Origin of the sequence: Aquamicrobium aerolatum DSM 21857 (genome assembly GCF_900113935.1) — a bacterium.
Taxonomy (GTDB): domain Bacteria; phylum Pseudomonadota; class Alphaproteobacteria; order Rhizobiales; family Rhizobiaceae; genus Aerobium; species Aerobium aerolatum.
On sequence record NZ_FORF01000024.1, the window covers coordinates 1 to 25,110 of the forward strand.

Here is a 25,110-nt window from a genome sequence, read left to right on the forward strand (position 1 = left end):
CAAGGTCGGACGAGACGTATGAGGGGCCATTGTCAGAGAGCAACCGCGGTCGCTGCGCAACCTTTGCGCTGTCACAGCCGGACGCTTGCAGGGCCATGGTCAGCGTGTCGGTGACATCTCCCGCCTTCATCGTGGTGCATAGCTTCCAGGCGATGATGTATCGTGAGAAGTCGTCGAGCACAGTCGACAGATAGAACCAGCCCCAGCCGATGACCTTGAGATAGGTAAAATCAGTCTGCCACAGTTGGTTCGGTGCTGTCGTCTTGTCATGGAACTCGTCGGCGGCCTTGATGACGATGAAGGCCGGGCTGGTGATCAGATCATGCGCCTTGAGCAGGCGATAGACCGAGGATTCCGAGACGAAATAGCCCTTCGTGTCGGTGAATGTGACCGCCAGTTCCCGCGGCGACAGCTCCGGCTCGTTCAGCGCCAGCTCGACGATCTGGTCACGCACCTGATCGGGGATGCGGTTCCAGACCCGGTTCGGTCGGGGCCTGCGATCGTCCAGCGCATCGACGCCGCCGGCAAGGAAGCGGTCATACCAGCGATTGAAGGTCGAGCGCGGTATGCCGAGTTTCTGCAATGTGCGCCGCGCCGACAGGTGCGAGTTCTCGACCAGCCGGATGATCTCCAGCTTTTCGGATGCGGGGTATCTCATTCGTCGTCGCCCCCATCCGCGATCATGCTTTTTTTAAACAGCCGCAGTTCCAGCGCCTGCTCGGCGACGACTTCCTTGAGATCGCGTGCCTCTTTGCGCAGCACCTTTACTTCGTCACTGGTGGCGGCACGTGCTGTGTCGCCGGCAAGCCGCTTCTTGCCAGCCTCCAGGAATTCCTTCGACCAATTGTAATAAAGGCTCTCGGCAATCCCCTCACGCCGGCACAGCGCGGCGATCGACTCCTCACCACGCAATCCCTCCAGCACAATGCGGATCTTCTCTTCCGCACCATATTGCTTGCGGGTTGCACGGCGGATGTCCTTGATGACCTGCTGCGCAGGCGCTTTCCCTGTCCCGGATTTCTGTCTCATCTTCGCTCCTTTTGAAAGGCTACGATGAACCAGAAATCCTCCGTTCTCAGTTAAGCCAGTTTGGTACCATCAGCGCTGACGCCGGACAGTTGGTTCGAATGATTGATAGGTTTTTAAACCGCTGATCGCACCGTCCATGAAACGCGGTGTTCCAACAGAGCCCTTCAACCAACAATCGGCTCGGCTTTTCACGTAGGTGAATGCGATGCACTGAATGTTGGCCGCGCAAGCTAAACGGCATTGCTGGGCGGTTTTTGAGTGCGCATGTGGCCGTGATGACAGATCGCCGCCTGGCAGATCGACCTGCTCGTATACTCCCTTGTTTGGGTCGATAACCCCTATCGAGAAAACTCTTGGCTCTTGGTCATTCGCTCGAAGGAGTTCGCCCGAGATCGCGACGACATTGCCGTCCCTTGCGCCCCGTTGCTCCTTCAAGAAGCAGTTTGGGCCCCTTACGATGCGCTCATCGGTGTTGTAGGTGAATGCCTTACACTGCCCGGCGAGCTTGAAGCACTCTAACGCACAGGATGAAGCATCACTAACGCGAGCAGTGCCGATATCGGCTCCAAAGAAGTCGAGCCCTTGATAAACAGCGAGCCTATTTGATCTTCTCGCATATCCTTCGATTGCAGAGAGCCCTTTGATCACCCTCGAATCTCGCTCAATGCTAGGAAGGCTTGCTGTCTCCCTCATTGACATGCGGCTGACCTGTTCTGTTGTGTCAGTTGCATTATTCGTCAAGCTGGACTCCTGTTGAACGTCTCCCCGCCGTCGATTGATCCCAATGCGCGCGATGTCCTCGCTAGAGAAAACATACATATCTTTGGGTGGTGTCTTGAACATGATGGTAAGAACCTCAATCGGCGTATTGAACCGATTGAGCACATCGAGAATATCTGAAATCGAATTTTGAGCGCTGATCAAGTTGCCGGTGTCGTTCGATATTTGGTGCACGCCGAGCTCACCGTCTGCCTGGCGCTCATGACCTGCCAAGAAGATCAACGAGCAAGCAGAATAGCAATTTGAGCCACGTGGAATGATTGTCGATAGCTTTTTGCTATGCACGTCGTCCGCAATGAGCAATGCCATTGCGACCAGGCCGCCACCACTATTGAGAACGAGAAGTTCAGCCTCCGGCGCTGCCTTAAGTGCGCGTCGAAAATCTAGCGCTGATCCTGCATCAATATCTCCGTCAAGACGTATAACGCCATTCTTGGCATCTGCAGAAAAAGCACCAAAGCTCTGAGCTTTGGCGTCCGGCGTTGCTGCACACAGAAGAAACAAAAACATACAGCCAATGAAACGCACGGCGAGACCCCTTACCAAACTCGATATTAATGGAGCCACATGCGAGCGTCAGTTGCAAGGCTAGCTGGATTGTGCCGGGATAGTCCTTGGCTCCCCTACTGGGGTGCCCTACGCGAGACCATCAACACCCGTTGGAGGTCTCACATGGCAACGATCCGGAAGCTCAGAGGGCGCTGGCAGGCGCAGGTGCGTCGTCGAGGAATGAAGCCACGCGCAAAGAGCTTCGACAGCAAGCTCGAGGCTGAAAAGTGGGCGCGTGATCTCGAAGCCCAGGTCGATCGTTTCGGTTCTGCGCCAGACATCAAGATGCTCGAGACAACGACGCTTGGAGCCTTCCTTGAGCATGGTTCGTGATCACAAGCCATTTGCATGGTTTGATAAGCAGCGCGCGTCGGTAGACGCAGAGCGTCGCCTAGGTTTCGGCGTCGAGGTGAAGCTTGTGGACGATGCGATGTACCACTGGCGCAAAAATGACGCTGAAGGCGGCAAGGAAGAACAGGCTCGCATAGAGCCCGAACAAGGCGACAAACACCCGACCGGCATAGGTTTCAGGTAACTGAATGAGCCCCAACCCTGCAAGAATGTGGGCGGAATGCAGCATCGCGTCTTCAAGCGTGTAGTTTTCGAACGCAAGAAAGCCGAGCGCACCGACAATCACCGAGGTGGCCAGGAGAAGAACGACGTAAAGGGCGTGCTTGCATAGCCGCCAGATAAAGCGTTCGCTCGAGATCAGGCGATCGGAAATCTTTTCATACATGCCTGCGATCAATAGCTCAGCCGCGCGATATGACAAGTCTTCTGCGGATAGGCTCTGGCTCGCCTCGTCGGTCAGATCGGGCTATAGCAGATGTCCGCCCTCCGGTTGTTTCTCCCAAGCCCTTTGTGAGCCATGTTTCGTTTTATCCATTCGAGCGACCTGCACCTAGGCAAGCGGTTCGGCAATTTTGCTGGTGATCTGCCTGCCAGGTTACGCGAAGCGCGGCATGCTGTGATCGCGCGTCTCGCCGCGCATGCGCGCGAAAATGGCGTTCAGACGGTTCTTCTGGCCGGCGACACCTTCGATACAGAGACGCCCGCGCCCGATATTCGCAGGCAGGCGCTGTCCGAGATGGGCCACCATGCGCCGATCCGCTGGGTGATCCTGCCAGGAAATCACGACTCGCTGCAGGCGACACAACTCTGGTCGACGCTTAAGGAGGAGGCGCCCGCCAATGTCGTGCTGGCCACAGAGGCAAGCATGATAGATCTTTCGCCTGATGTCGTCCTGCTGCCAGCGCCCTGCACGACGCGTCGTCCCGGTCGTGACGTAACTGCGTGGATGGACAATGCCGCAAGTGGTGACGGCGTCCTGCGCATCGGGCTCGGTCATGGCGCAATCCGCAGTTTTTCTGAGGAGGCGTCGGTGCTCGACGTCATCGATCCAAACCGAGCGCAAATGGCGGGACTTGACTATCTGGCGCTTGGCGACTGGCACGGCGCGCTGGAGATCGACCCGCGGACCCGCTATAGCGGCGCTCCCGAACCTGACCGTTTCAAGCATGAGCGACCGGGTGAAGCTTTGCTGGTAACGCTTGAGGGCCGAGGTGCGTTGCCGCAGATCAAAAGTCTGCCAACTGCAAGCTTCACCTGGAGGATGCTGGATCTGCATCTTCTTGGACAGCAAGATCCGCAGGATGTGCTTGAAGGGGCGTTGCCCGAGTTGAGGGAACGTCGCAAGACGCTGCTGCGCGTGATGGCAAGCGGCCGCCTGCATCTTGAGCAGCGCGCCGCGCTGATGCAGGCAATCGATGCAGCAGTTCCTGATTTCGCGTTCCTGGAACTGGATGAGGACCAGCTGGTCACTGAATGCGTTGCTGACGACCTCGACCAGATCGATGCGTCTGGCGCGTTGCGGGAAGCGGCGGACGCGCTTTTTGCGGAAGCTGCCAATGAGAGCCTTTCACCTGATGAGCGTGACATTGCGCGTGGGGCACTTGCGCGGCTCTATACCTATGCGCAGCAGGTGACAGCATGAAGATTTCGGCGCTGCGTCTCTTCAACGTCAAGCGCTTTGCCAATCGCGGTGTTGCGATCGAAGGCATCGGCGATGGTGTCAACGTGTTGTGCGCGGCAAACGAGTTTGGCAAATCGACCAGCTTCGAAGCGCTTCATGCCCTGTTCTTTCAGCGCCATTCGGGCATGCCCGATGCTGTCCGCAAATTGCGTCCTTACAGCGGCGGCAACCCAATGGTGGAAGCGGACATCACGACTGCAAAGGGCCAGTTTCGGCTCGCCAAACAATTTTACAGTGGCGGATGGGCGCGCATCACCGATCTACAACATGGAAACATCATCGCGCAGGCCGACGAGGCGGAGCATTTCATCGCCAATCTCGTCAAGGGTGGCACCGCCGGTCCTGCCGGATTGTTATGGGTGAGGCAGGGCCTTACCGGGATCGAAAAGCGCAGCAACGCCGAGGAGGAGGGCGAGAAGCAGGTGCGCCGGAGCTTGCTGGAATCGGTTCAGGGCGAGGTCGAAGCGATCACTGGTGGCCGTCGCATGGCGGAGATCATGACATCGGTCACTCAGGAGCTCGAGAAGCTGGTTTCCAAGCGTGGTCCGCGGGCAGGAGGTCGCTATGCGCTGGCGCTCGAGGAAAAAGACCGGCTGAGGGAAGCCGAGACGAAGCTTGCCGATGAGGTCGGCCGTTTGCGCGCGGCTCTGGATCAGCGCACGGCCGCCATGCGCAGATTGTCCGAGCTGGACCATGCAGAGGAGAGACAGGCCCGCCGTCTGGCTCGCGAGAACGCGCAGAAAGCTCTCGACAGGGCGAAAGCGCATGGTGAGAAAATGAGGGCGGCGGAGGCCGAACTCCAACTGGTTCGTGAACAGCGGAAAGCCGCTGAAGCGAGCTTGTCCAGCTTTGATGAAGCTCTGGCGCGCGCAAACACACTGGCCGGCCGATTGCAGGCCAAGCAGCAGAAGTTGAGCCAGGTTGCAGATGAGCGGCGTGCAGCTTCCGTTGAGGTGGATGTGACGCGGGCAGATCTTGACGCTGCCGAAGTGGCGGAGAAGGAGGCGCGCGATCTGCTGACCAGGCTTGAGGCTGGTCTGAGGGCGAGAGCAGCATCACAACTCAAGGCTGAGTTGGAGCACAAGCTGGACCATGCCGAAAAAATGCGGCTTGAGATCGAGCAAGGCGAGGCGAGGCGGGACACGTTGCGCATTCGTCAGGAAGACGTCGACGCCTTGCAGAAGCTCGAGATCGAGATCGCGCAATTGCGAGCGGTCGAAGAAGCAGGAAAGCCGTCAGTGTCGATCTCTTATCATTCAGAGTCTGCCGTGCGTGTATCGCTGGACGAGCAAACCCTGGAAGACGGGAGCGAGCAGAGTTACGAGGAGACGGCGCGTCTTTCCATTCCGGGTGTGGCGATGATCACGCTGAGATCCAGCCAGTCGTCGCAAGTCGGCGCGCGCCTTCGAAAACTTGAAGAAAATCGAAGCAACCTGCTGAACAGGATGGGCGCGACGGGGCTGGCTCAGGCGCGGGAAACGCAGGCGCGCGGTCAGGAGCTTGATGCCGGGCTGCGTGAGTTGAAAGCGCGTTTTTCGCTGGTGGCACCAGAGGGGCTGGCCAAGCTTCGCCAAGCGCTTGCGGCGTGCGAGGTTGAAGACAAAGGAGAGCTTTTGGAGCTGAAAGCTGATCCGGAGCAGTTGCGGACAGAAGTTTCGCTCGCGCAGCAAAAACGCGAACTTGCCAGACAGAGGCAGCGAGAAGTCGAGCCGCGCCGCGCGCAAGCAGATGAGGCGTTTGTCGCTGTCCAGATGGCAATTGCAGCCTTGCAGGCGGAAAAGGCACAGATCGACGCAATTCTCGGCACTGCGCAAGAGGAGTGGGAGACCCGCCGCGCGACACTTGCGGCAACACGCGCTGCGTTGGAGGCGCGGCACGAACACGCGCAGAGCTTGGTGGACAGTCTTTGTGCTGATGCAGTGGACCTTGAAGCCGCGATGGCTGCGTCGAACCGTGCCTGTTCAGTAGAAGAGGCTGCCGACAAGGAAATTGCCGCTTTGCGCGAAAGGCTGGCTGGTCTGAACGCGCAGATCCGTGCCGGGTCCGATGAGGCCGTCGAGGAGGAGTGGCAAGAAACGCGTGAAGCTCTGGAGCTTGCCCAAGCACGCGTCACGGCTTTCGAAAAGGAGATCGCAGTCTTGCAGAAGCTTGGTGCCGCCTTGGAGACGGCTCGCGCGCAGGCACGCGAACTCTATCTCAAGCCGGTGGTCAACGAGCTGAAGCCATTGCTGTCATTGTTGTTCGATGACGTCGCGATCAGTTTCGACGACAAGTCGCTGTTGCCGGAAAAAATCATCCGCAGCGGTCAGGAGGAGGATGTCGAGCGTCTCAGTGGCGGGATGCGGGAGCAATTATCGGTTCTGACGCGTCTGGCCTTTGCCCGTCTGCTCGCGCGTGATGGACGCCCTGCGCCTGTCGTTCTTGACGATGCCTTGGTCTATTCTGACGATGACCGCATCGAAAAGATGTTTGATGCTCTGCATCGTCAGGCGCGCGACCAGCAAATCATCGTGTTTTCCTGCCGCCAGAGGGCCTTCCAGAAGCTGGGAGGAAATGTTCTGGAAATGATCGATTGGCAGCCGTGAAACGCGCGTAATTGCAGACGCTTCCCAAAAACATTGCATATCGACGCAACTTTCATGAAGTTTGCGACGTTAACCCTGAACTTTGACTGACAAAGTGAGGGGGCCATGAGGTCGTCATCTGTATTTGCCGCTGCATTCGTGTCCTTTGCTCTGACCGCTTTCGGGACGGCCAGCGCACAGGTTGTGGTCTCTTCCAAGATTGATACCGAAGGCGGTGTTCTCGGCAATGTCATCAAGCTCGTCCTTGATCAGGACGGCATTGCGACTGCGGACCGAATCCAGTTGGGTGGGACGCCTGTTGTGAGAAATGCGATCGTCGCCGGCGAGATCGATATCTATCCTGAATATACCGGCAATGCTGCTTTCTTCTTTGACAAGGCCGACGATCCAATCTGGAAAGACGCTTCTGGCGCCTATGAGGAAGCAAAAAAGCTCGACTATGAAGCCAACAAGCTCGTATGGCTCGCGCCTTCTCCCGCCAACAACACCTGGGGTCTGGCGGTGCGGCAGGATGTTGCGGACGCCAACAAGCTGGTGACGCTGTCAGACTTCGGCGCCTACGTCGCTGGCGGTGGTGATGTCGTGCTTGCGGCCTCAGCCGAGTTCGTCAACTCGGCTGCAGCATTGCCGGCGTTCCAGACTGCATATTCCTTTACGCTCAAGCCAGAGCAACTGATCACTTTGTCCGGCGGCGACACTGCCGCAACGATTGCGGCAGCAGCCAATCAGACAAGTGGCGCCAATGTCGCTATGGTCTACGGGACTGATGGCGGCATCGCGCCTTCCGGGCTTGTTGTTCTGCAAGACGACAAGAGCGTGCAGCCGGTGTATCAGCCCGCGCCAGTGATCCGTGAGGAAGTGCTCGCGAAGTATCCGCAGATCGAAATGCTCCTGAAACCAGTCTTCGAGAAGCTCGATCTCACGACATTGCAAACGCTTAACGGGAGGGTGCAGGTAAGAGGTGAGCAGCCCAGTTCCGTCGCGCGTGATTTTCTGGTCGAAAACGGCTTCCTTAAATAGGCGATGCACGCTCCTGCACGACCCGCCAGTGGGCAGCGCGCGTTCCTTGCCACACAGTTTGACCGGCTGGGAATTCTGATCGCCTTGCTGGCTGCATATGGGGTGGCGGGAAATTCGTTCGTGTCGTTTCGCCTCAATCGCATCGTGCCCGGTCAGGGCGTCAGTCTCTGGGCGTCTCTTCCTTCAGGCTTGTCATATGCAGCGATCGTCGTCGTTGCGTCCGGCTGCATCGTCGCGCTGGTCCGCTCCCGGCCTGTCGTGCGCGCGGTGGCTGGAATTGCCGTCGTTGCCTGCATGTTCGCCCTGGTCGGACTTGCCGGCGAAAATCTTCTTTCCGACGGGGACGAACTGGCGCGGGTCTCGCCAGCAGCGGGTTTCTGGCTTGTGGGATTTGCCTTCTCGCTTCTTTCAGTTGAAGGGCTGTCCCGCATGTCGCTTCGTCCGGGCGTGCGTGTGGCACTTCTCGCAGCTGTCACGGGGACCGTACTTGGGGCGTTGTCTTTCGGCGTCTGGGACGATCTTTCGATCATGAATGAGTATCGGAGCCGCTCAGAAAGCTTCTGGAGTGAAGCTGCAACTCATCTTCAGCTTGCGTTCGGGTCAATGGCGGCCGCAGTGCTTGTTGGTGTGCCGCTCGGGCTGTTGTGCTTTCGGATGCCACGGGCAAAGACCGCGATCCTTACCGTTCTCAACACGGTGCAGACTGTGCCGTCGATGGCGATGTTCGGGCTGATGATCGCGCCGTTGGGTTGGATCGCTCTTCATGTTCCAGGTGCATCTGCGCTCGGCATTCGCGGCATTGGCGCGGCCCCTGCCTTCATTGCCCTGTTTCTTTACTCGCTGCTTCCCGTTGTCGCCAACACGGTGGCCGGACTAGCGAACGTGTCTGCGACGATCCGCGATGCCGCTCGTGGGATGGGGATGACGTGGCTGCAGAAGCTGCTTCGGATCGAGTTGCCCATCGCCTTTCCGGTGATCCTGACTGGTATCCGGATCGTCCTGGTGCAGAATATCGGGCTGGTGACGATTGCGGCGCTGATTGGCGGCGGCGGGTTTGGCACTTTTGTCTTTCAGGGCATCGGGCAGATGGCAATGGACCTGGTTCTGCTCGGCGCGGTCCCGACGGTCGCGCTCGCATTCGGCACGGCAGTGGTGCTCGATGCGGTGATCGACGCAAGCTCGGTCCCGACAGAACAGCGAGCAGATACGTGATCGAGATCGAAAATGTCAGCAAGCGATATGACGGTCGTCTGGTCGTGGATGACGTGTCTCTGGTCATCGAGCCGCACAAGATCGTCACGATCGTTGGGATGTCGGGTTCAGGCAAGACGACACTGCTTCGGATGATCAATCGGCTGGTGCAACGTGACAGCGGCTGCATTCGTCTGGACGGTACCGATAATGAGTTGATACCGGGGCACCTCCTGCGGCGCTCGATCGGATATGCGATACAGGGCGACGGGCTTTTTCCGCATCGATCGGTTGCCGAAAATATCGCCACCGTGCCGCGCCTGCTGGGGTGGGACAAGCAGCGGATCCATGCCAGGGTGACTGAATTGCTGGCGCTCTTTCAACTTGATCCGGCAGTTTACGCAGAGCGATTTCCTCATCAGTTATCGGGTGGGCAGCGTCAAAGGGTTGGCGTGGCGCGTGCGCTTGCTGCAGGACCGAATGTCCTTTTGATGGATGAGCCATTTGGCGCCCTGGACCCGATCATCCGCAGCAAGGCGCGCGATGATCTGCTAGCCATTCACCGGGCCATTGGCACCACCATCGTGATGGTTACCCACGACATGGATGAAGCGGTAACGCTGGGCGACAGGATTGCGGTGATGGATGCCGGCCGGCTGCTGCAATATGCATCGCCAGCCGAGATCATGGCCAATCCGGCGAACCCTTTTGTTGAAACTCTGGTGGGAAGCAGTGAGCGACCTTTCCGGATGCTGTCGTTCGGATGCGTTGCGGACATTGTCGAGCCGGGTGAGGCTGAGGGCGCTCCGATCTCGCTGGACGCGTCCTTGCGCGACGCTCTTGCCGAGCTCCTGTGGTCGGGAAGGTCGGCGATTCCGGTTCATGACGACAATGGGATGATCGTTGGACAGGCCAAACTGAAAACGGTCCTGAACCGGGCAGCGAAACCGGTATGAGCTGGATCACGAACCTGGTGCGGGTCGCAGTTCTCGCTCTGCTCGTGCTGTTCCTGGTCTGGCCCGAACTGTTTGAGCCGATGTTTGCGCCGCTGACGCGGAACGGTGCCCCGGCCATCTACACCCGACAAAGCCTGTTCACACTCGCATGGCATCATTTGGCAATCGTGGCGGCTGCCACCTTGGCTGCGGGGATTGTCGCCGTTGGCATGGCCATTCTGGTTACCCGTGAAGCGGGGGCAGAGTTGCTGCCTTTCGCGCGTAGCGTCGTCAATATCGGTCAGACTTTCCCACCGGTAGCGGTTTTGGCTCTCGCCGTGCCGGTATTTGGATTTGGAACCTGGCCGACATTGATCGCCCTGTTCCTCTACGCATTGCTGCCCATCTTCGAGAATACGCTGACTGCTTTGACCACGTTGCCGCGAGATGTCATCGAAGCTGCGCGCGGAGCCGGCATGAGTGGGTTTCAGAAGCTGATGCAGATCGAGTTGCCGCTGAGTGTTCCGCTTATTCTCGCAGGGGTGAGGATCGCGGTGGTGATCAGTCTTGCGACGGCGACGATCGGGTCGACCGTAGCGGCGAGCACTCTCGGTGAGGTGATCATCGCAGGGCTGCTTTCCAACAATACTGCCTTTGTCCTGCAGGGAGGACTGGTCGTCGCCGTAATGGCGGTGCTGCTGCACGACGCCCTGATGCTGATGGAGCGTCGGCTGGCACGATCGATCGACAATCAAACTGACTGATCGAGTTTCTTGATCTTCTTTCCCGACGCTGACCCAGCGGTAGTAATGTTGGCGCCTTGTACTGATTGGTGGCGCCGAAGCTGCCCTCGGAACAGTTGTCGATTGCATCAGTTGCAATTGACCTTCCATGCCATCCTTCATAAAAAGGCCACACCTATGCTGGTTTTGGGCGGCATACGCGTGCTCCCGAATTGCGACATCAAGGACAGATATGGAAAGCCAGACGCCTCGAGTTCTGCGTCAATCGAACGCGGAAGACGGTTGGGCAACGTTGTCGCCAAAGTCGATGCTGACGACCGTCTACAAGCACAGGCAGCTCATACTCCGCATGACCCAGCGTGAGCTGGAGGGCCGGTTCAAGGGCTCCCGGCTCGGGATCCTCTGGGTGATCCTGCAGCCCTTGCTGATGCTTGGCGTCTACACATTTGCGTTTGGTGTGGTTCTTCAGGCCAGATGGGGCCAGGAGGCCAGCGGCTCACCATGGGAATATGCGCTGTTCTTGTTCACGGGCTTGCTTGTCTTCAACGTTTTTGCGGAGCTTGTCAGTCGAGCGCCGTCGCTGATGCTGGAAAACACCAGCTATATCAAGAACATGGTTTTCCCGACTGAAATTCTGCCTGTCGTCAGTCTGTTGGCTGCCCTGTTCAATTTTGCGATCGGCTTTGCGGTCCTGATGGTCCTCTATCTCGTACAGCGCGGCCTTCCTCCGATCACTACACTGCTTGTAGCGCTGCCTCTCCTGCCATTGTGCCTGCTCACGCTGGGGCTGTCATGGTTCCTGTCAGCCCTTGGTGTCTATGTCCGTGATCTGCGGCAGTTGATTGCGATTGTGATCCCGGCATTGATGTTTTTGAGCCCATTGTTCTACCCCGTGTCGATATTGCCCGAAGCAGTCCGGCCGATCATCATGTTGAATCCGCTGGCTCCGATCATCGAGTCGATGCGTGAACTGATATTTTACGGACGGCTTCCGAACTGGGGTAGCTACCTCTTGGGCGTGGCGGCGAGCGCCGCGGTCGCGTGGCTTGGATATATCTGGTTCGTAAAGACCCGTCGGGGGTTTGCCGATGTCGTCTGAAGTTGTGATCAAGGCCGATGGCCTCGGCAAGGCGTATACGATATTCAAGCGTCCCGAAGATCGGCTGAAGCAGATGCTGAGCTTTGGACGAAAGAAATACTACGATCATTACTGGGCTTTGCAGGACGTCAACTTGGAAGTCCGCAAGGGGCAGACTGTCGCGCTGATCGGCCACAACGGCGCCGGCAAATCAACGTTCCTGAAGCTTTTGTGCGGAACCGTGCCGCCAACGACTGGTTCGATCAGCGTTGCGGGCCGCATTGGTGCGCTCTTGGAGCTTGGTGCAGGTTTCAATCCCGAGTTTACCGGGCGTGAGAATTTGCGCCTTGCTGCTTCCGTACAGGGCTTTTCTGAAGCGGAAATCAAAGCCAAGGAGCCGGAAATCATCGCCTTTGCCGAGATTGGCGACTTTCTCGACCAACCGGTCAGGCTCTATTCCAGCGGCATGTATGCGCGCCTTGCCTTTGCGGTGATGGCGCATGTCGATCCGGATATTCTGATCGTCGACGAGATACTCTCCGTAGGCGATGCTGCTTTCCAGCAAAAATGCATGCGTTTCGTGCGTCGTTTTCGCGAGCGCGGAACTTTGCTGTTCGTCTCCCATGATTCTGCTGCGGTGTTGAATCTGTGCGAGCACGCGGTATGGCTCGACGCTGGAACCGTGCGGATGGCTGGGGCCGCAAAGGACGTCTGCCTTGCCTACCAGGCCTCGATTGAGGAAGGCAAAAGCAACGCCAGTGCATTTCATATCGGGGGAAGCCGACGCCGTCTCGAAGCCGTCGAGCCGGTGGCAGACAAGACCGAGGAACTCTTGCGCGAGAGTGGTTCTGCGCCCAAGGTCAAGATATTCTCGTTTGACGCGGAAGCTCCCTCCTATGGACACGGCGGCGCCACCATCCGCCACGTGTCGTTTCTCGACAGCAATGGCGCGCCACTGACGCTACTGACAGCGGGCGACGAAGTTACATTGCAGGTTGAAATCGTGGCAAACAGAGATCTGGAAAGCCCGATCATCGGTTTCTACGTCAAGGATCGCCTGGGTCAGAACCTTTTTGGCAACAATACGTTCGCGACCTACGCTGATCGCAACCCAGGAGCCCGCCAAGGCGACGCCATGACGGCGTCATTCCGCTTTCGTCTTCCGTTCATGCCGAATGGGGATTACTCGGTGACCGCTGCAGTCGCGGACGGAACTCAGGACGACCATCTTCATCATCATTGGATCGATGATGCACTGATTTTCAAAGTCATAAATGAAATAGAGATTCAAGGCCTGCTTGGTGTGCCGATGAATTCTATTGATCTCCTTCTGGATGAAGGAGGAGGCTAAATGGAACTTATGAGTTGGGGCAAACTCGTTTCGTTCATTCCCACGCTGTTGTGTATTTTTCCGGTTCAAGTGGGCGATTGTGAATAGGTGATTTTTGCGTACGGTAGGATCCTCATTTCAGTCGCAGCGGAACAATTTTGACATTATTCGTATGATCGCAGCGAGTCTGGTTTTGATTAGCCACTCGTTTCCGCTGTCAGGCCATAGTTATGAGCCGTTCGCCCATTTGGGAGGCTATGAGACCGGTGGCGGGTTTGGAGTCAATGCGTTCATCGTTATCAGCGGCTTCCTGATTTGCCGTTCGGTAGAACGAGGCGATATCGAAGCCTTCTACCGAGCTCGGTTTCTGCGTATTGTTCCAGCGCTTGCTGTCGTCACTCTTCTGCAAGTCTTTATCATCGGGCCGATATTTACTGATGCGAGTTTGACGCAGTATTTCTCGCTTAACCTGCGTCAGTTCCTCAACGTGTTTGTGTTTACTGTGGTCCCATCGGCTCCGACCGTCTTCACGGACCTGCCGCATGGCCAAATGATCAATGGCTCCCTTTGGACGCTGCCGATCGAGGCTTCTTTCTATGTCGTCATCTCGTTTCTTTTCTTGGGCAAGGTTTTGCGACCGGAAAGATTTTGGGTAGTCTTGGTACTTCTGGCGGCTGGATATTATCAGTTGAGCGTCAGCGGTTGCTCGTGGTCGGATCAGTGCGGGATGATTGCCCGCAATCTTCCGCTCTATTCCACGACCAGATTGGCGGTGTTTTTTAGCATCGGTGCTGCTTTTTGGATTTATAGGGATCACATCCCACTCAGCCCATGGATCGCATTCTTCGCCTTGGTGGCTCTTGCACTTGCAGCTAGTAATCCGGGTATAGTGAAGGATGCGTTCTTTTTTGTCTGCTTCAGCTATCTGGTGATTTTCGTCGGATGCTACGCGAAGGTAGAGGTCAATTGGTACGAAAAGTTAGGTGATCTGTCATATGGGACTTACGTATTCGCATGGCCTGTGCAGCAGATTGTGCTGTCATTGTTCGGCCTGGAAATGAATCCATATGTGTTTGCTATCATTGCATTCGTTCCGACCGTGATGCTTGCTTGCGCTTCTTGGAATCTGGTGGAGAAAAGAGCACTTCTCCTCAAAAGATAGCTGTATATTTATCACCTTCGCGTTTAATTTTTAGGGCTAAGACTTTCGCTGGAGCGAAGGTTCGGAGTTGCACTTATGGCAAAGTTTAAATCTTCGGCGCTGATCGAAAAGCTTGATCTCGGTGAGGAGCTTGATTGGGAGCCTGCACGGCTTGTCGCTCCGGGTCCCTGGGCAGGGCATATCCCATTTGCTCATTGGCTCATCAAAGCAGCCGCTCCCAAAATCTTGGTGGAGCTTGGCACTCATACTGGCAATTCATTCAGTGCATTCTGCAACTCGATCAAGAAGCACGCGCTCGACACTCGCGCCTATGCGGTCGACACTTGGCAAGGTGACGAGCATGCCGGATATTATGGCAACGAGATCTACGACGAGTTAAGGCAGTATGTAGGTGATGAATTTGGGTCTTCCGCAACTCTTGTGCGGTCGACCTTTGATGATGCCCTGTCTGATTTTGCACCGGGGACGATCGATCTTCTTCATATTGACGGCATGCATAGTTACGAGGCTGTCAAACATGATTTCGATACCTGGGTAGATAAACTATCAGAACGAGGAATTGTACTTTTTCACGACACCAACGTCCATGAAAGAGGCTTCGGTGTTTGGAAGCTGTGGGACGAAATCAGCGCAGACTTCCCCTCATTCGAATTCAAGCATTCCAATGGTCTGGGCGTGTTGGGGGTTGGCAACTCGCTTCCAGGCACAATCAAGGCGCTGTTCGACGCAAATGGGCAGAAAGACGAACGCACGCGTGTACGAACGGCGTTTGCTGTGCGTGGACGCAGGTTTGAACTGATCACAGAGCTGGAAGCGGTGCAGGGTGCGCTTGGTGAGGCCCATGAAGCCATTGAAGATGCGCGCGGTCATATCGGAGAATTGAACGCCGCCAAGAATGAGCTGGAAGCTGCCGTCACCTCGCTTCAGGAGGCTTTGGGCAGCGCCAAGCGAAACAATTCAGAGCTCTCGAAGACAATTCACGAGCTTTATGGTTCGACCTCATGGCGCGTGACACGACCATTGCGCCTTGCCAGCAAGGCTTACAGCCGATACCTGCGTCGCTACATTCAGGCGATTGCTCGACGCACCCGCGGTGGCACGACAACTGCGACACGCGAAGAGTCTGCGCTCCACAATGTAGGTCTTCGCGACGCTGTACGCTCCATGATGTCCAGCCGACTTGACGCATTCCTGAACGCGGGCGCCCGCCTGCGTCTGCCCAGCTCGGCTGCTCCGGACGTTACCATCATACTGGTTCTCTACAACCAGGCGGAAATGACTTATGCGTGCCTTTCCGCGATCAAGGAGTGTCTTGCAGACAGCTCTGTCAAGATCGAGACGATCCTGTTTGACAATGGCTCTACCGACCAGACGCACGCTCTGCTGGAGCGGCTTGATGGCGCGACCATCATCCGCAACCCGGAAAATCTGCACTTTCTGCGCGGCGTCAATGCGGCGAGCCGGACTGCGAACGGACGCCATATACTGCTGCTGAACAATGACGCTCAGCTAACTCCCGGCTCCTTGGAAAACGCTGTTCGGATGCTTGACGAAGATCCGTCAATCGGCGCGGTCGGGGCGCGGATCATTTTGCCGGATGGTCGCCTGCAGGAGGCTGGATCAATCATATGGGCGGACGGAACCTGTCTCGGCTATGGACGGGGGAGAAATCCGAACGATGACGAAGTGATGTTCCAGCGCGATGTCGATTATTGCTCTGGGGCTTTCCTGCTGACGCCCCGCAGCTTGTTCGAGCGACTAGGCCGGCTGGATGAGGTCTATGCACCGGCATATTACGAGGAAACGGACTATTGTGTGCGCGTGTGGAAAGAAAATCTGCGCGTGGTTTACAATCCGAAGGTGACGATCCACCACTTCGAGTTCGCAAGCTCCGGTAAAGTCTCAGACGCCCTGCAGTTGCAACAGCGGAATCTGGAAACCTTTCGCAGCCGCCATGCGGACTGGCTCGCGCAGCAACATCAAACAAATCCCCAGAACGTCTTGCGCGCGCGCTTCCACCGGGCGCGCGCGCCACGCATCCTCTTTCTGGAGGATCGGGTGCCAAAGCCGTGGTTGGGTGCCGGCCTGCCACGTGCCCAGGACATTGTTGCCGAGCTTAGTCGTGCCGGGGCACAGGTGACGATATTCCCAATGCTGAGGGAACCAGAGAACTGGCACGATATCTGGAAAACCCAGCCGATTGATGTCGAAGTGATTTTGCCGCTTGTCCGGGACGAAGGGCTGGCCGCTTTTCTTCGGGAGCGCAGCAACTATTACGATGCAATCTTTGTCTCGCGTCCACACAATATGGCCGAACTTCAAGCGGTTCTCTCGAAAGAGCCGCTGCTGAAAGGCAGGGCCCGCCTCATCTATGACGCGGAGGCTCTATTCGCCAATCGAGAAATACTCAAAAAGCAGCTAGAGGGTACGCCGCTTTCCGGGCAGGCGCAGGAGAAACTCATTCAGGATGAGTTGGCATTGACGAAAGGCAGTGATCTTATTCTCTCTGTCACAGAGTCTGAACGAAAGATCATGCAACGAAGCGGCCTGAGCAATGTCGCTGTATTGGGGCATCAGGTTCATCAGGACCTGACGTCGGCACCGTTCGAGAAGCGTAAGGACATCGTGTTCCTTGGCGCGATACATGGCGATGATTCTCCGAACGCCGATTCCATCCGTTGGTTCGCGGCAGAAGTATTGCCGAAATTGCGCGAATTGCTGAAGATGCCCGACTTGCGTCTGCAGGTCGTTGGCGTCGTGAACAGCGCGCCGTCACTGGCGGAACTCGATGGAAAGATGATCGATCTCCTGGGGCGGATAGATAATCTGAAGTTGTTTTTCGAGGATGCACGCCTCGTGGTGGTGCCAACTCGTTTTGCAGCCGGGATTCCACACAAGGCACATCACGTTGCATCCCTTGGTGTTCCCATGGTGGTTACCGACCTGATTGCCGAGCAGCTAGGATGGGAGTCTGGCCGCGCTATTCTCGCGAGCTCAGATCCAATCCAATTTGCCCATCATTGTCGGGCGCTCTACACGGATCGCGACTTGTGGGAAACGCTGCGCTCTAACGCGGTGGCGCGAATCGAAGATGAGTGCTCTCCAGGGGCGTTCCGAGCGACCATTCAGCGCGTCATGGATCTTGCTGGTCAGGCCGCCGAAGTGCTCCCGGTGTCTGAAGGCGAAAGAGGGCGGACAATTTCCCAAGGCACCGCATCGCATTCACAGAACGCAGAAATTGCGGGACCATCCGTGGCCTTACCTTTTGGATACCGTCCGCTACGGCGCGAAAATGGGCACGGCGTGGCAGCTGTCTTCCATATTTTTTATGTCGAAGTTGCGGAAGAAATCCTGCGCTATGCCAACAATCTTCTACCGGGAACCGATATTTTTATATCGACAAACACCCAGGAGAAAGCAGATCACATCGCCACAGTCTTTGCAGGCTATCATGGCGGTGCCGTTGCTGTTCGCGTAGTGCCGAACAGGGGCAGAGATATTGCTCCGAAGTTGATCGGCTTTCGCGAGGTCTATGACAATTATGATCTTGTGCTGCATCTCCATTCCAAAAAATCGGTGCACAACAGCGATCTAGCTCCGTGGCGCGGATATTTGTATGAGACGCTACTCGGCTCTGTAGAGCAGGTGCAGGATATTCTGGAAATATTCGACCGTTCGTCAGGCATCGGAATGATCTTCCCGCAACATTTCGAGTATATTCGCCAATGGGTGTCGTGGGACAATAATTTCGAACAATGTCAGGCTCTCTCGGCGCGGCTTGGGTATCAGTTGCGTGAAGGTCATCCGCTAGATTTTCCTTCGGGATCAATGTTCTGGGCCCGGACGGCCGCCTTGCGCCCTCTGCTGGATTTGGAAATGTCGTTCGATGAGTTCCCTGTCGAAGGCGGTCAGGAGGATAGCACTCTGGCGCATGCCGTGGAGCGTCTGTATGCCATTGTCTGTGAGGTGTCGGGGCATGATTGGATCAAGATCGCCAGGCGAGATCTCTTGAAAAGCCCCGTCGGCGTTACCAAGATCGATCGACCCGAGGATCTCGACGATTTTCTTGCACATAAATTGGTGAGGTTGACGTCCACCCCACGTATGGCTCCACACGCATCTGTAAGCGAAAGCTAGTTTTGAGAAAAAGGTGGATTGGCGAAAGCGACGAGTCGGAAGTTGTAGAGCGGTAAGTGAGCAGGGTTCAGCACGTGCAGAACAATAGCCTGAAATTCGGTACGAGTGGACTTCGCGGGCTTTCCCTTGAACTCAAGGGGGGCGAAGCGCGCCGCTACGCCCTGGCATTCTTGCGCTACCTTGGCGAGCAAGGCAGCAGCGTTTCGGAACTCTATCTGGCGCGGGATTTTCGGGACAGCAGTTCGGAAATCCTTCGAGACTGTGCGGCCGCAGCTGCAATTGTCGGGATTCGCGCTGTTGATTGCGGTGCCGTTCCGACACCCGCACTGGCGCTCCATGCGATGGCGGCCGGTGCTCCCAGCATCATGGTCACGGGAAGTCATATCCCTGAAGACCGCAATGGATTGAAATTCTATCTGTCCTCGGGTGAGATTTCCAAAGCTGATGAGGACGGCATTCTCCGCCAGCTTCGGCCCGTGGAAGCCGGCGACTATGCTGCGCCGGTGCGTGTGGAGGAGGCAGAAGCGCGTGAGCGCTATGTTGCAAGATATGCAAGGTTGCTCGCACCGGAGCTGCTCAAGGGGCTTCGTGTTGGCATCTTTGAGCACTCGACGGTGGCGCGGGATATTCTGGGGGACATCTTCCGTCATTGCGGAGCCGAAATAGTTCCCCATGGTCGCGCCGAGCGTTTCGTCGCGGTGGATACGGAGGCGTTCTCCGACGTCGTTTTCCAGCCATTGGCCGGATGGTTGGAAGCTTACCGGCTTGACGCCATCGTGTCGGCGGACGGTGACGGTGATCGTCCTTTGTTGATGGACAGCCAGGGTCGCTTCGTCAGGGGCGACGTTCTGGGCCTGCTGACCGCAGCGTTTTTAGGTGCGGATACCGTCGTGACCCCGGTCACGTCCAATACTGCAATCGAAGCGACAGAATATTTTGGCCAGACGATGCGTACGCGTGTCGGCTCGCCCTTTGTGATCGAGGGAATGCAGGCTGCGGTTGCGACCGGCAGTCGCCGGACGGTGGGATTCGAGGCCAATGGCGGCACGCTTCTCGGCAATTCGATTGTGATGAACGGCATGACGATCGAGGCGCTGATGACGCGCGATGCCGTTCTGCCTTTGCTTGCAAGTTTCGGCGCGGCGGCATCCCGTGGAATGTCCTTGTCGGAGCTGGTGGCTTCGCTGCCGTTGCGCACTGCGTTGAGCGGGCGTCTTGCAGACGTGCCTGCACAGGCGAGCACCAGGCTTTTGACCAGCTTGCGTGATGATAGCTATGCCGCGACATTTTTCGCAGAGCAGGGCAACATCATCCGAAGGGCTGATATTGATGGGCTCCAGTTCTGGCTCGATAACGATATTCTCTATCATTTTCGTCCGTCCGGAAACGCACCTGAACTCCGTTGTTATGTTGAAGCGCGTACAGGCCGTGAAGCAGAGGCAGCGCTGGCGTGGGGGCTGGCTGCCGCAGCAAAGGAAGTCGCGGTCTGAATCGGGCTGGGCGGCCTTGTTAAGATGGCGGGGGCACGTTAGGCCTTCTGGAAAACGTTCGATGTTTTTCCGCGCAAATGCAGATGCACTTTTGAGGATCCCATGACCAAGCTCGTTGTTCCGGTAGTGCTGGCAGGTGGACACGGTACCCGTCTTTGGCCGATGTCGCGGTCGGCGCGCCCCAAGCAGTTTCTTGAGCTGGTCGGTGAAGGTTCGCTGTTTCAGCAGACCTTGCTGCGTGCAAGCGATAATGAGCGCTACAGCGCGCCCATAATCCTGACCAATGCAGATTATCGGTTTATCGTTGCAGAGCAGGCGCAGGAACTCGGCATTGCTCCGCAGGCGATCATGCTTGAGCCTTCGGCGCGCAACACCGCACTCGCCATTGCTGTCGCCGCGGTGGCGGCGGTCGACAATGATGAAGATGCTATCCTGCATGTGCTGGCTTCAGATCACGCCATTGATGCAGGCGCGGACTATTACAAGGCAGTAGATGTCGCTGCGCAGGCTGCTGCAAATGGGCGTCTGGTGGCTTTCGGCATCGAGCCGACACGTCCGGAAACGGGCTATGGCTATATCGCTGTAGGGGAAGATCTGGGACATGGCGTCAATGTCATTGACCGGTTCGTGGAAAAGCCTGACCTTGCCAGAGCGCAGGAATTGCTCACCAATGGTGGCCATGTCTGGAATTCTGGCATGTTCATGATGGCCGCGAGGACGTATCTTTCAGAGTGCGAACGTCTTGCGCCAGAGACCTACGCGGCCGCACGGTCGGCCATGGCGCAGGCGCGCAGGGATCTCGACTTTGTGCGTCTGGACGGCGCTGCATTTGAAACCGCGCCGAATATTTCTGTCGACTATGCGATATTTGAAAAGACCAACCGGGCTGCAGTCCTGCCTGTCAGTTTCGCCTGGTCGGACCTTGGCTCCTGGGATGCAGTCTGGAAAGCGCACAAGCCGGATCAGGACGGCAACGTTGCGGTCGGACCCGCACTGATGTCGAACAGCCGTGACTCCATGGTGGTCAGTGACGGCGCGCATGTCGTTGTCGATGGCTTGCAGGACATTGCTGTCATCGCCAGTACGGATGCGATCTATGTTGGGCGTCTCAGCAGCGCGCAAGGCGTCGGACAGATCGTCAAGGCGCTCAAGTCGGATGATACGACGCGCGGCTTGACGGAAATTCACAAGACTGCCTATCGGCCCTGGGGTGGCTATTCCTCGGTGTTGTCGGGAGAGCGTTTTCAGGTGAAGCGGCTGTTCGTCAAGCCGGGCAAGAAGCTGTCTCTTCAAAAACATCATCACCGATCGGAGCATTGGGTCGTCGTGAAGGGGACCGGTGAGGTCACTATCGACGACAAGGTCATCTTGTTGTCCGAAAATGAATCGGTCTATTTGCCCCTTGGCTGCACCCACAGGCTCGCCAACCCCGGAAAAATCCTGCTGGAGTTGATTGAAGTCCAGACCGGGTCTTATCTGGGGGAAGATGATATCATCCGAATAGAAGATGAGTTTGGGCGCAGTTGATAGTTCGCTCAATTCTAGCTGAAATCTGAAAGAGACAGTCTCCCATGAGCGGAAAAGTTTATCTGCTGCATCCCAAACGCTATGGCGACAGTCGTGGCTGGTTTACAGAGGTCTACAGCGAGAAAAAATTTGCAGAGCTGGGGATCACCTACCGCTTTGTGCAGGATAACCACTCGCTTTCCGTTCCTGTGGGCACACTGCGCGGCTTGCATTTTCAGACGCCGCCTTTCGCTCAGGCAAAGCTCGTCCGTTGTGTGCGCGGCAGCATTTATGATGTCGCCGTAGATCTTCGTAAGGGATCGCCTACATACGGGTCTTGGGTGGGAGCTGAACTGTCTGCAGAAAACGGTGACCAATTGCTGATCCCGGTGGGGTTCGCTCATGGATTTGTGACGTTGGAGGCTGATACCGAGGTCACCTATAAAGTCTCAGACGTTTACGCTCCGGAAAATGACGCGGGTATCGCATGGGACGATCCACAGATCGGTGTGGACTGGCATCTGCCGGCCGGAGTTGCGCCCACGCTGAGTGAAAAGGACACCAGACATCCGGCCTTGGCGCAGTTCGACAGTCCGTTTGTGTTCGATGGCACGCCGATGACGCTTGTGGAAGTCTGAGATGGCAGGAAGGCTCCGAATTCTTGTCACCGGCGGCACCGGTCAGGTCGGCACCGAGCTTGCGCGTCAGGCTTGGCCTGACCATGTCGAGTTGATCCTGCCAAACCGTCAAGAACTCGATCTCGCATCGAGCGAGGCTGTGCGCGCTTATGTCATGGCAGGGCGCTTTGACGCTGTGATCAACCCTGGTGCGTATACTGCGGTCGACAAGGCGGAAGCAGACTGCACGACGGCATTCGCGGTCAACGCCATGGCCGCAGCGGCTTTGGCGGATGCAACGCGTGAGTTGAATATCCCGCTTGTGCATGTGTCCACCGACTATGTCTTCAATGGCTCCAAATCCGAGGGCTACCAGGAAGACGATCCGATCAATCCGATCAACGTCTACGGAGCTTCCAAGGCTGCCGGCGAACATGCGGTTCGGCTGGGTAACCCCCGTCATGTCATTTTGCGCACGGCATGGGTGTTTTCACCGCATGGGAGTAATTTCGTCACGACGATGTTGAGACTGGCCGACAGGCCAGAACTCCGGGTCGTTAGCGATCAGAAGGGCTGTCCGACCGCAGCGTCAGATATTGCCGAAGCGCTCCGCATTATTGCCATGCGTCTGATCGAGGATCGCGATGCGCCTGTCGGCACCTTCCATTTTGTCAACGCAGGTGACACGACCTGGTTCGGTCTTGCCAGTGAGATCTTTCGCCAGGAAAGAGAAGCTGGCTCTTCCGTTCCGGAAGTGATTGCGATCTCGACGACGGACTATCCAACTCCGGCCCGACGCCCGGCAAATTCCGTGCTATCAGTTGCCCGCCTGGTTGACCAATACGGTATTTCGCCTCGTCCGTGGCAACTTGCGTTGAAGGATACGCTGGCAGCGTTGCGCAACGAAAGATCGAAAGGTGCCCCATCATGAAAGGCATTATTCTGGCGGGAGGGTCGGGCACGCGATTGCATCCGGCAACGCTGGCCGTCAACAAGCAGCTGATCCCGATCTACGACAAGCCGATGATCTACTATCCGCTGTCGGTGCTCATGCTGGCCAAGATCCGCGAGATCCTGATCATTTCTTCGCCCGAATATCTCGACAGCTACCGCCGGCTGTTCGGAGACGGCAGCAAGTGGGGCCTCGATATTTCCTATGTCGTGCAGCCCAGTCCGGACGGTCTCGCGCAGGCTTTCACGCTCGGCGCCGAATTTATTGGCAAGGATCCCGTTGCCCTCGTCCTTGGCGACAACATCTTCTTTGGCGCAGGCATCAGGGGGCTTCTGGATGCAGCCCGCAATCGTGAGGCCGGGGCGTCGGTATTTGCCTACGAAGTTGACGATCCGGAACGCTACGGGGTCGTTGAACTTGATTCCGAGGGGCGGGCTGTCAGCCTCGAAGAGAAGCCTGAGCGGCCGAAATCCCGCTATGCCGTCACAGGGCTATATTTCTACGACAACAAGGTGGTCGAGTATGCGCGTAGTCTGAAGCCATCGGCACGGGGCGAATACGAGATCACCGATCTGAACCGCATCTACATGGAGGCAGGTGCGCTTTACGTGGAGCGGATGTCGCGCGGCTATGCCTGGCTGGACACCGGAACACATGACAGCTTGCTTGAGGCCAGTGAGTTCGTTCGAACGATTCAACATCGCCAGGGAACGCACATCGCCTGCATTGAAGAAATAGCCTATCTCAATGGGTGGATTTCAAAAGATAAGATTGTTGAGTACGGGCATTATTATTCCAAGACAGCCTATGGAAAATATCTGCTGAAACTTGCCGAGATGCCAGTGCCGGGCGGCCATTGATCTGGCTACTGGCGTCAGTACTCTCTGAATGAATGGAGTTGGTATGCGAATTCTTGTGACAGGCGGGGCTGGCTTTATCGGGTCCGCGCTGGTTCGTCATCTTGTGGGCGATGTCGGCGCTGAAGTCCTGACGGTTGATAAGTTGACCTACGCAGGAAACCTCGCTTCGCTCAAGTCGATCGAAAACGCCCCCAACCACCGTTTCCTGCGGGCTGATATCTGCGATGTTGCCGCAATGCATGCTGCATTCGACGAATTCAGGCCTGACCGGGTCATGCACCTGGCCGCTGAAAGTCATGTCGATCGCTCCATCACCGGTGCTGGCGAATTTGTGCAGACCAATGTGATAGGCACTTTCAACATGCTGGAGGCTGCGCGTCGATATTGGGACCAGCAGACCGGCTCAGCCAAAGAGGACTTCCGCTTCCTGCATGTGTCGACTGACGAGGTCTACGGATCGCTCGGTGAAGACGGGTTGTTTACTGAGACAACGGCCTATGATCCGTCGTCGCCCTATTCCGCCTCCAAAGCGGCGAGTGACCACCTTGCGACGGCCTGGCACCGGACTTATGGCCTGCCGGTGGTTCTTTCCAACTGCTCAAACAATTATGGGCCTTACCACTTCCCCGAGAAGCTGATCCCGCTGATCATTCTGAATGCACTCGAAGGCAAGCAGTTGCCGATTTATGGCAATGGCGTCAATGTTCGTGACTGGCTGTATGTCGATGACCATGCAAAGGCTCTGCATCTCATTGCCAGTCGGGGCCGTCTTGGCGAAAAATACAATGTCGGCGGACGCAATGAGCGCCGCAATATCGATGTGGTGAAGCGCATTTGCGAGATCATGGACAGGTTGCGTCCAAATTCAGCGCCGCATGCGCAACTGATCCACCATGTCACCGATCGTCCGGGTCACGATGCGCGATACGCCATCGATGCGACGAAGCTTGAGCGAGAGCTTGGCTGGCGCGCGCAGGAGAATTTCGACACGGGTATCGAAAAAACGGTTCGCTGGTATCTGGAAAATCAGTGGTGGTGGGAGCCGTTGCGTGGCGGCGTCTATGCCGGGGAGCGTCTCGGTGTTCTGGAGCAGCCAAAAGGATAAGGCAATGCA

General features: G+C 56.9%; 18 protein-coding genes and 2 pseudogenes. 17 read left to right on the forward strand and 3 right to left on the reverse strand.

What is annotated here, in order from left to right; all coding sequences use genetic code 11:
- Together BMZ42_RS15650 and BMZ42_RS15655 are read right to left on the reverse strand one after the other, a co-directional pair.
- A pseudogene (locus tag BMZ42_RS15650) lies at nt 1-1,029 on the reverse strand (IS3 family transposase); the annotation flags it as partial.
- A 69-nt stretch (nt 1,030-1,098) separates the two neighbouring features.
- Entirely contained in the window at nt 1,099-2,337 is a 1,239-nt protein-coding gene (locus BMZ42_RS15655) for a PAN domain-containing protein (RefSeq protein ID WP_244523291.1), read from the reverse strand.
- A gap of 144 nt (nt 2,338-2,481) precedes the next feature.
- Here BMZ42_RS15655 and BMZ42_RS15660 point away from each other — a divergent pair.
- A pseudogene (locus BMZ42_RS15660) lies at nt 2,482-2,679 on the forward strand (site-specific integrase); the annotation flags it as partial.
- Nucleotides 2,680-2,749: 70 nt separating this feature from the next.
- Here BMZ42_RS15660 and BMZ42_RS15665 read toward each other — a convergent pair.
- Nucleotides 2,750-3,094 (reverse strand): two pore domain potassium channel family protein, encoded by a 345-nt coding sequence (locus tag BMZ42_RS15665; RefSeq protein ID WP_139207961.1) that lies wholly within the window; start codon nt 3,092-3,094, stop codon nt 2,750-2,752.
- 132 nt (nt 3,095-3,226) lie between these two features.
- On the opposite strand from BMZ42_RS15665, the gene BMZ42_RS15670 reads away from it, so the two are divergent.
- From BMZ42_RS15670 to rfbB, 16 genes are all read left to right on the forward strand, one after another.
- Nucleotides 3,227-4,351 carry a metallophosphoesterase family protein gene (locus BMZ42_RS15670; protein WP_091524347.1) on the forward strand — a complete coding sequence of 375 codons (1,125 nt, stop codon included), beginning with the start codon at nt 3,227-3,229 and terminating at the stop codon, nt 4,349-4,351.
- Nucleotides 4,348-6,975, forward strand: coding sequence for an AAA family ATPase (locus BMZ42_RS15675; protein ID WP_091524349.1), 2,628 nt, complete (start codon nt 4,348-4,350; stop codon nt 6,973-6,975). Before BMZ42_RS15670 ends, BMZ42_RS15675 begins: the two co-directional genes overlap by 4 nt.
- A gap of 105 nt (nt 6,976-7,080) precedes the next feature.
- A complete protein-coding gene (gene osmF / locus BMZ42_RS15680) occupies nt 7,081-7,995 on the forward strand; it encodes a glycine betaine ABC transporter substrate-binding protein OsmF (RefSeq protein ID WP_091524351.1) in 915 nt (304 codons plus the stop codon).
- 3 nt (nt 7,996-7,998) lie between these two features.
- Nucleotides 7,999-9,207 carry an ABC transporter permease gene (locus tag BMZ42_RS15685; RefSeq protein WP_091524354.1) on the forward strand — a complete coding sequence of 403 codons (1,209 nt, stop codon included), beginning with the start codon at nt 7,999-8,001 and terminating at the stop codon, nt 9,205-9,207.
- On the forward strand, nt 9,204-10,142 hold the full coding sequence (locus tag BMZ42_RS15690) for an ABC transporter ATP-binding protein (protein WP_091524356.1): 939 nt from the start codon (nt 9,204-9,206) through the stop codon (nt 10,140-10,142). The genes BMZ42_RS15685 and BMZ42_RS15690 overlap by 4 nt, the downstream gene beginning before the upstream one ends.
- A complete protein-coding gene (locus BMZ42_RS15695) occupies nt 10,139-10,885 on the forward strand; it encodes an ABC transporter permease (protein WP_091524358.1) in 747 nt (248 codons plus the stop codon). Before BMZ42_RS15690 ends, BMZ42_RS15695 begins: the two co-directional genes overlap by 4 nt.
- Nucleotides 10,886-11,096: 211 nt before the next feature.
- A complete protein-coding gene (locus tag BMZ42_RS15700) occupies nt 11,097-11,963 on the forward strand; it encodes an ABC transporter permease (RefSeq protein ID WP_091524360.1) in 867 nt (288 codons plus the stop codon).
- Nucleotides 11,953-13,293 carry an ABC transporter ATP-binding protein gene (locus BMZ42_RS15705; RefSeq protein ID WP_175556750.1) on the forward strand — a complete coding sequence of 447 codons (1,341 nt, stop codon included), beginning with the start codon at nt 11,953-11,955 and terminating at the stop codon, nt 13,291-13,293. The genes BMZ42_RS15700 and BMZ42_RS15705 overlap by 11 nt, the downstream gene beginning before the upstream one ends.
- Nucleotides 13,294-13,387: 94 nt before the next feature.
- Nucleotides 13,388-14,434, forward strand: coding sequence for an acyltransferase family protein (locus BMZ42_RS15710; protein WP_280139878.1), 1,047 nt, complete (start codon nt 13,388-13,390; stop codon nt 14,432-14,434).
- Between the two features lie 75 nt (nt 14,435-14,509).
- On the forward strand, nt 14,510-18,571 hold the full coding sequence (locus tag BMZ42_RS15715; protein WP_091524366.1) for a rhamnan synthesis F family protein: 4,062 nt from the start codon (nt 14,510-14,512) through the stop codon (nt 18,569-18,571).
- A gap of 74 nt (nt 18,572-18,645) precedes the next feature.
- Entirely contained in the window at nt 18,646-20,061 is a 1,416-nt protein-coding gene (locus BMZ42_RS15720; protein WP_244523292.1) for a phosphohexomutase domain-containing protein, read from the forward strand.
- A 102-nt stretch (nt 20,062-20,163) separates the two neighbouring features.
- Entirely contained in the window at nt 20,164-21,588 is a 1,425-nt protein-coding gene (locus tag BMZ42_RS15725) for a mannose-1-phosphate guanylyltransferase/mannose-6-phosphate isomerase (protein WP_091524368.1), read from the forward strand.
- A gap of 44 nt (nt 21,589-21,632) precedes the next feature.
- Complete coding sequence (rfbC, locus tag BMZ42_RS15730) at nt 21,633-22,205, forward strand: dTDP-4-dehydrorhamnose 3,5-epimerase (protein ID WP_091524371.1); 573 nt, start codon at nt 21,633-21,635, stop codon at nt 22,203-22,205.
- 1 nt (nt 22,206) lies between these two features.
- A complete protein-coding gene (rfbD, locus tag BMZ42_RS15735; protein WP_091524399.1) occupies nt 22,207-23,115 on the forward strand; it encodes a dTDP-4-dehydrorhamnose reductase in 909 nt (302 codons plus the stop codon).
- Complete coding sequence (gene rfbA / locus BMZ42_RS15740) at nt 23,112-23,996, forward strand: glucose-1-phosphate thymidylyltransferase RfbA (RefSeq protein WP_175556751.1); 885 nt, start codon at nt 23,112-23,114, stop codon at nt 23,994-23,996. The genes rfbD and rfbA overlap by 4 nt, the downstream gene beginning before the upstream one ends.
- Before the next feature lie 43 nt (nt 23,997-24,039).
- Nucleotides 24,040-25,101 (forward strand): dTDP-glucose 4,6-dehydratase, encoded by a 1,062-nt coding sequence (gene rfbB / locus BMZ42_RS15745; protein WP_091524372.1) that lies wholly within the window; start codon nt 24,040-24,042, stop codon nt 25,099-25,101.
- The last annotated feature ends 9 nt before the right edge of the window (nt 25,102-25,110 follow it).

Bases quoted from the DNA above. Each gene is read 5' to 3' on its own strand.
- BMZ42_RS15700 (WP_091524360.1), top strand. From the start codon at position 11,097: ATGGAAAGCCAGACGCCTCGAGTTCTGCGTCAATCGAACGCGGAAGAC.
- rfbC (WP_091524371.1), top strand. From the start codon at position 21,633: ATGAGCGGAAAAGTTTATCTGCTGCATCCCAAACGCTATGGCGACAGT.
- BMZ42_RS15725 (WP_091524368.1), top strand. From the start codon at position 20,164: ATGACCAAGCTCGTTGTTCCGGTAGTGCTGGCAGGTGGACACGGTACC.
- BMZ42_RS15675 (WP_091524349.1), top strand. From the start codon at position 4,348: ATGAAGATTTCGGCGCTGCGTCTCTTCAACGTCAAGCGCTTTGCCAAT.
- BMZ42_RS15685 (WP_091524354.1), top strand. From the start codon at position 7,999: ATGCACGCTCCTGCACGACCCGCCAGTGGGCAGCGCGCGTTCCTTGCC.
- BMZ42_RS15715 (WP_091524366.1), top strand. From the start codon at position 14,510: ATGGCAAAGTTTAAATCTTCGGCGCTGATCGAAAAGCTTGATCTCGGT.
- BMZ42_RS15695 (WP_091524358.1), top strand. From the start codon at position 10,139: ATGAGCTGGATCACGAACCTGGTGCGGGTCGCAGTTCTCGCTCTGCTC.
- BMZ42_RS15670 (WP_091524347.1), top strand. From the start codon at position 3,227: ATGTTTCGTTTTATCCATTCGAGCGACCTGCACCTAGGCAAGCGGTTC.
- rfbD (WP_091524399.1), top strand. From the start codon at position 22,207: ATGGCAGGAAGGCTCCGAATTCTTGTCACCGGCGGCACCGGTCAGGTC.
- rfbB (WP_091524372.1), top strand. From the start codon at position 24,040: ATGCGAATTCTTGTGACAGGCGGGGCTGGCTTTATCGGGTCCGCGCTG.
- BMZ42_RS15705 (WP_175556750.1), top strand. From the start codon at position 11,953: ATGTCGTCTGAAGTTGTGATCAAGGCCGATGGCCTCGGCAAGGCGTAT.
- rfbA (WP_175556751.1), top strand. From the start codon at position 23,112: ATGAAAGGCATTATTCTGGCGGGAGGGTCGGGCACGCGATTGCATCCG.
- BMZ42_RS15665 (WP_139207961.1), bottom strand. From the start codon at position 3,094: ATGTATGAAAAGATTTCCGATCGCCTGATCTCGAGCGAACGCTTTATC.
- osmF (WP_091524351.1), top strand. From the start codon at position 7,081: ATGAGGTCGTCATCTGTATTTGCCGCTGCATTCGTGTCCTTTGCTCTG.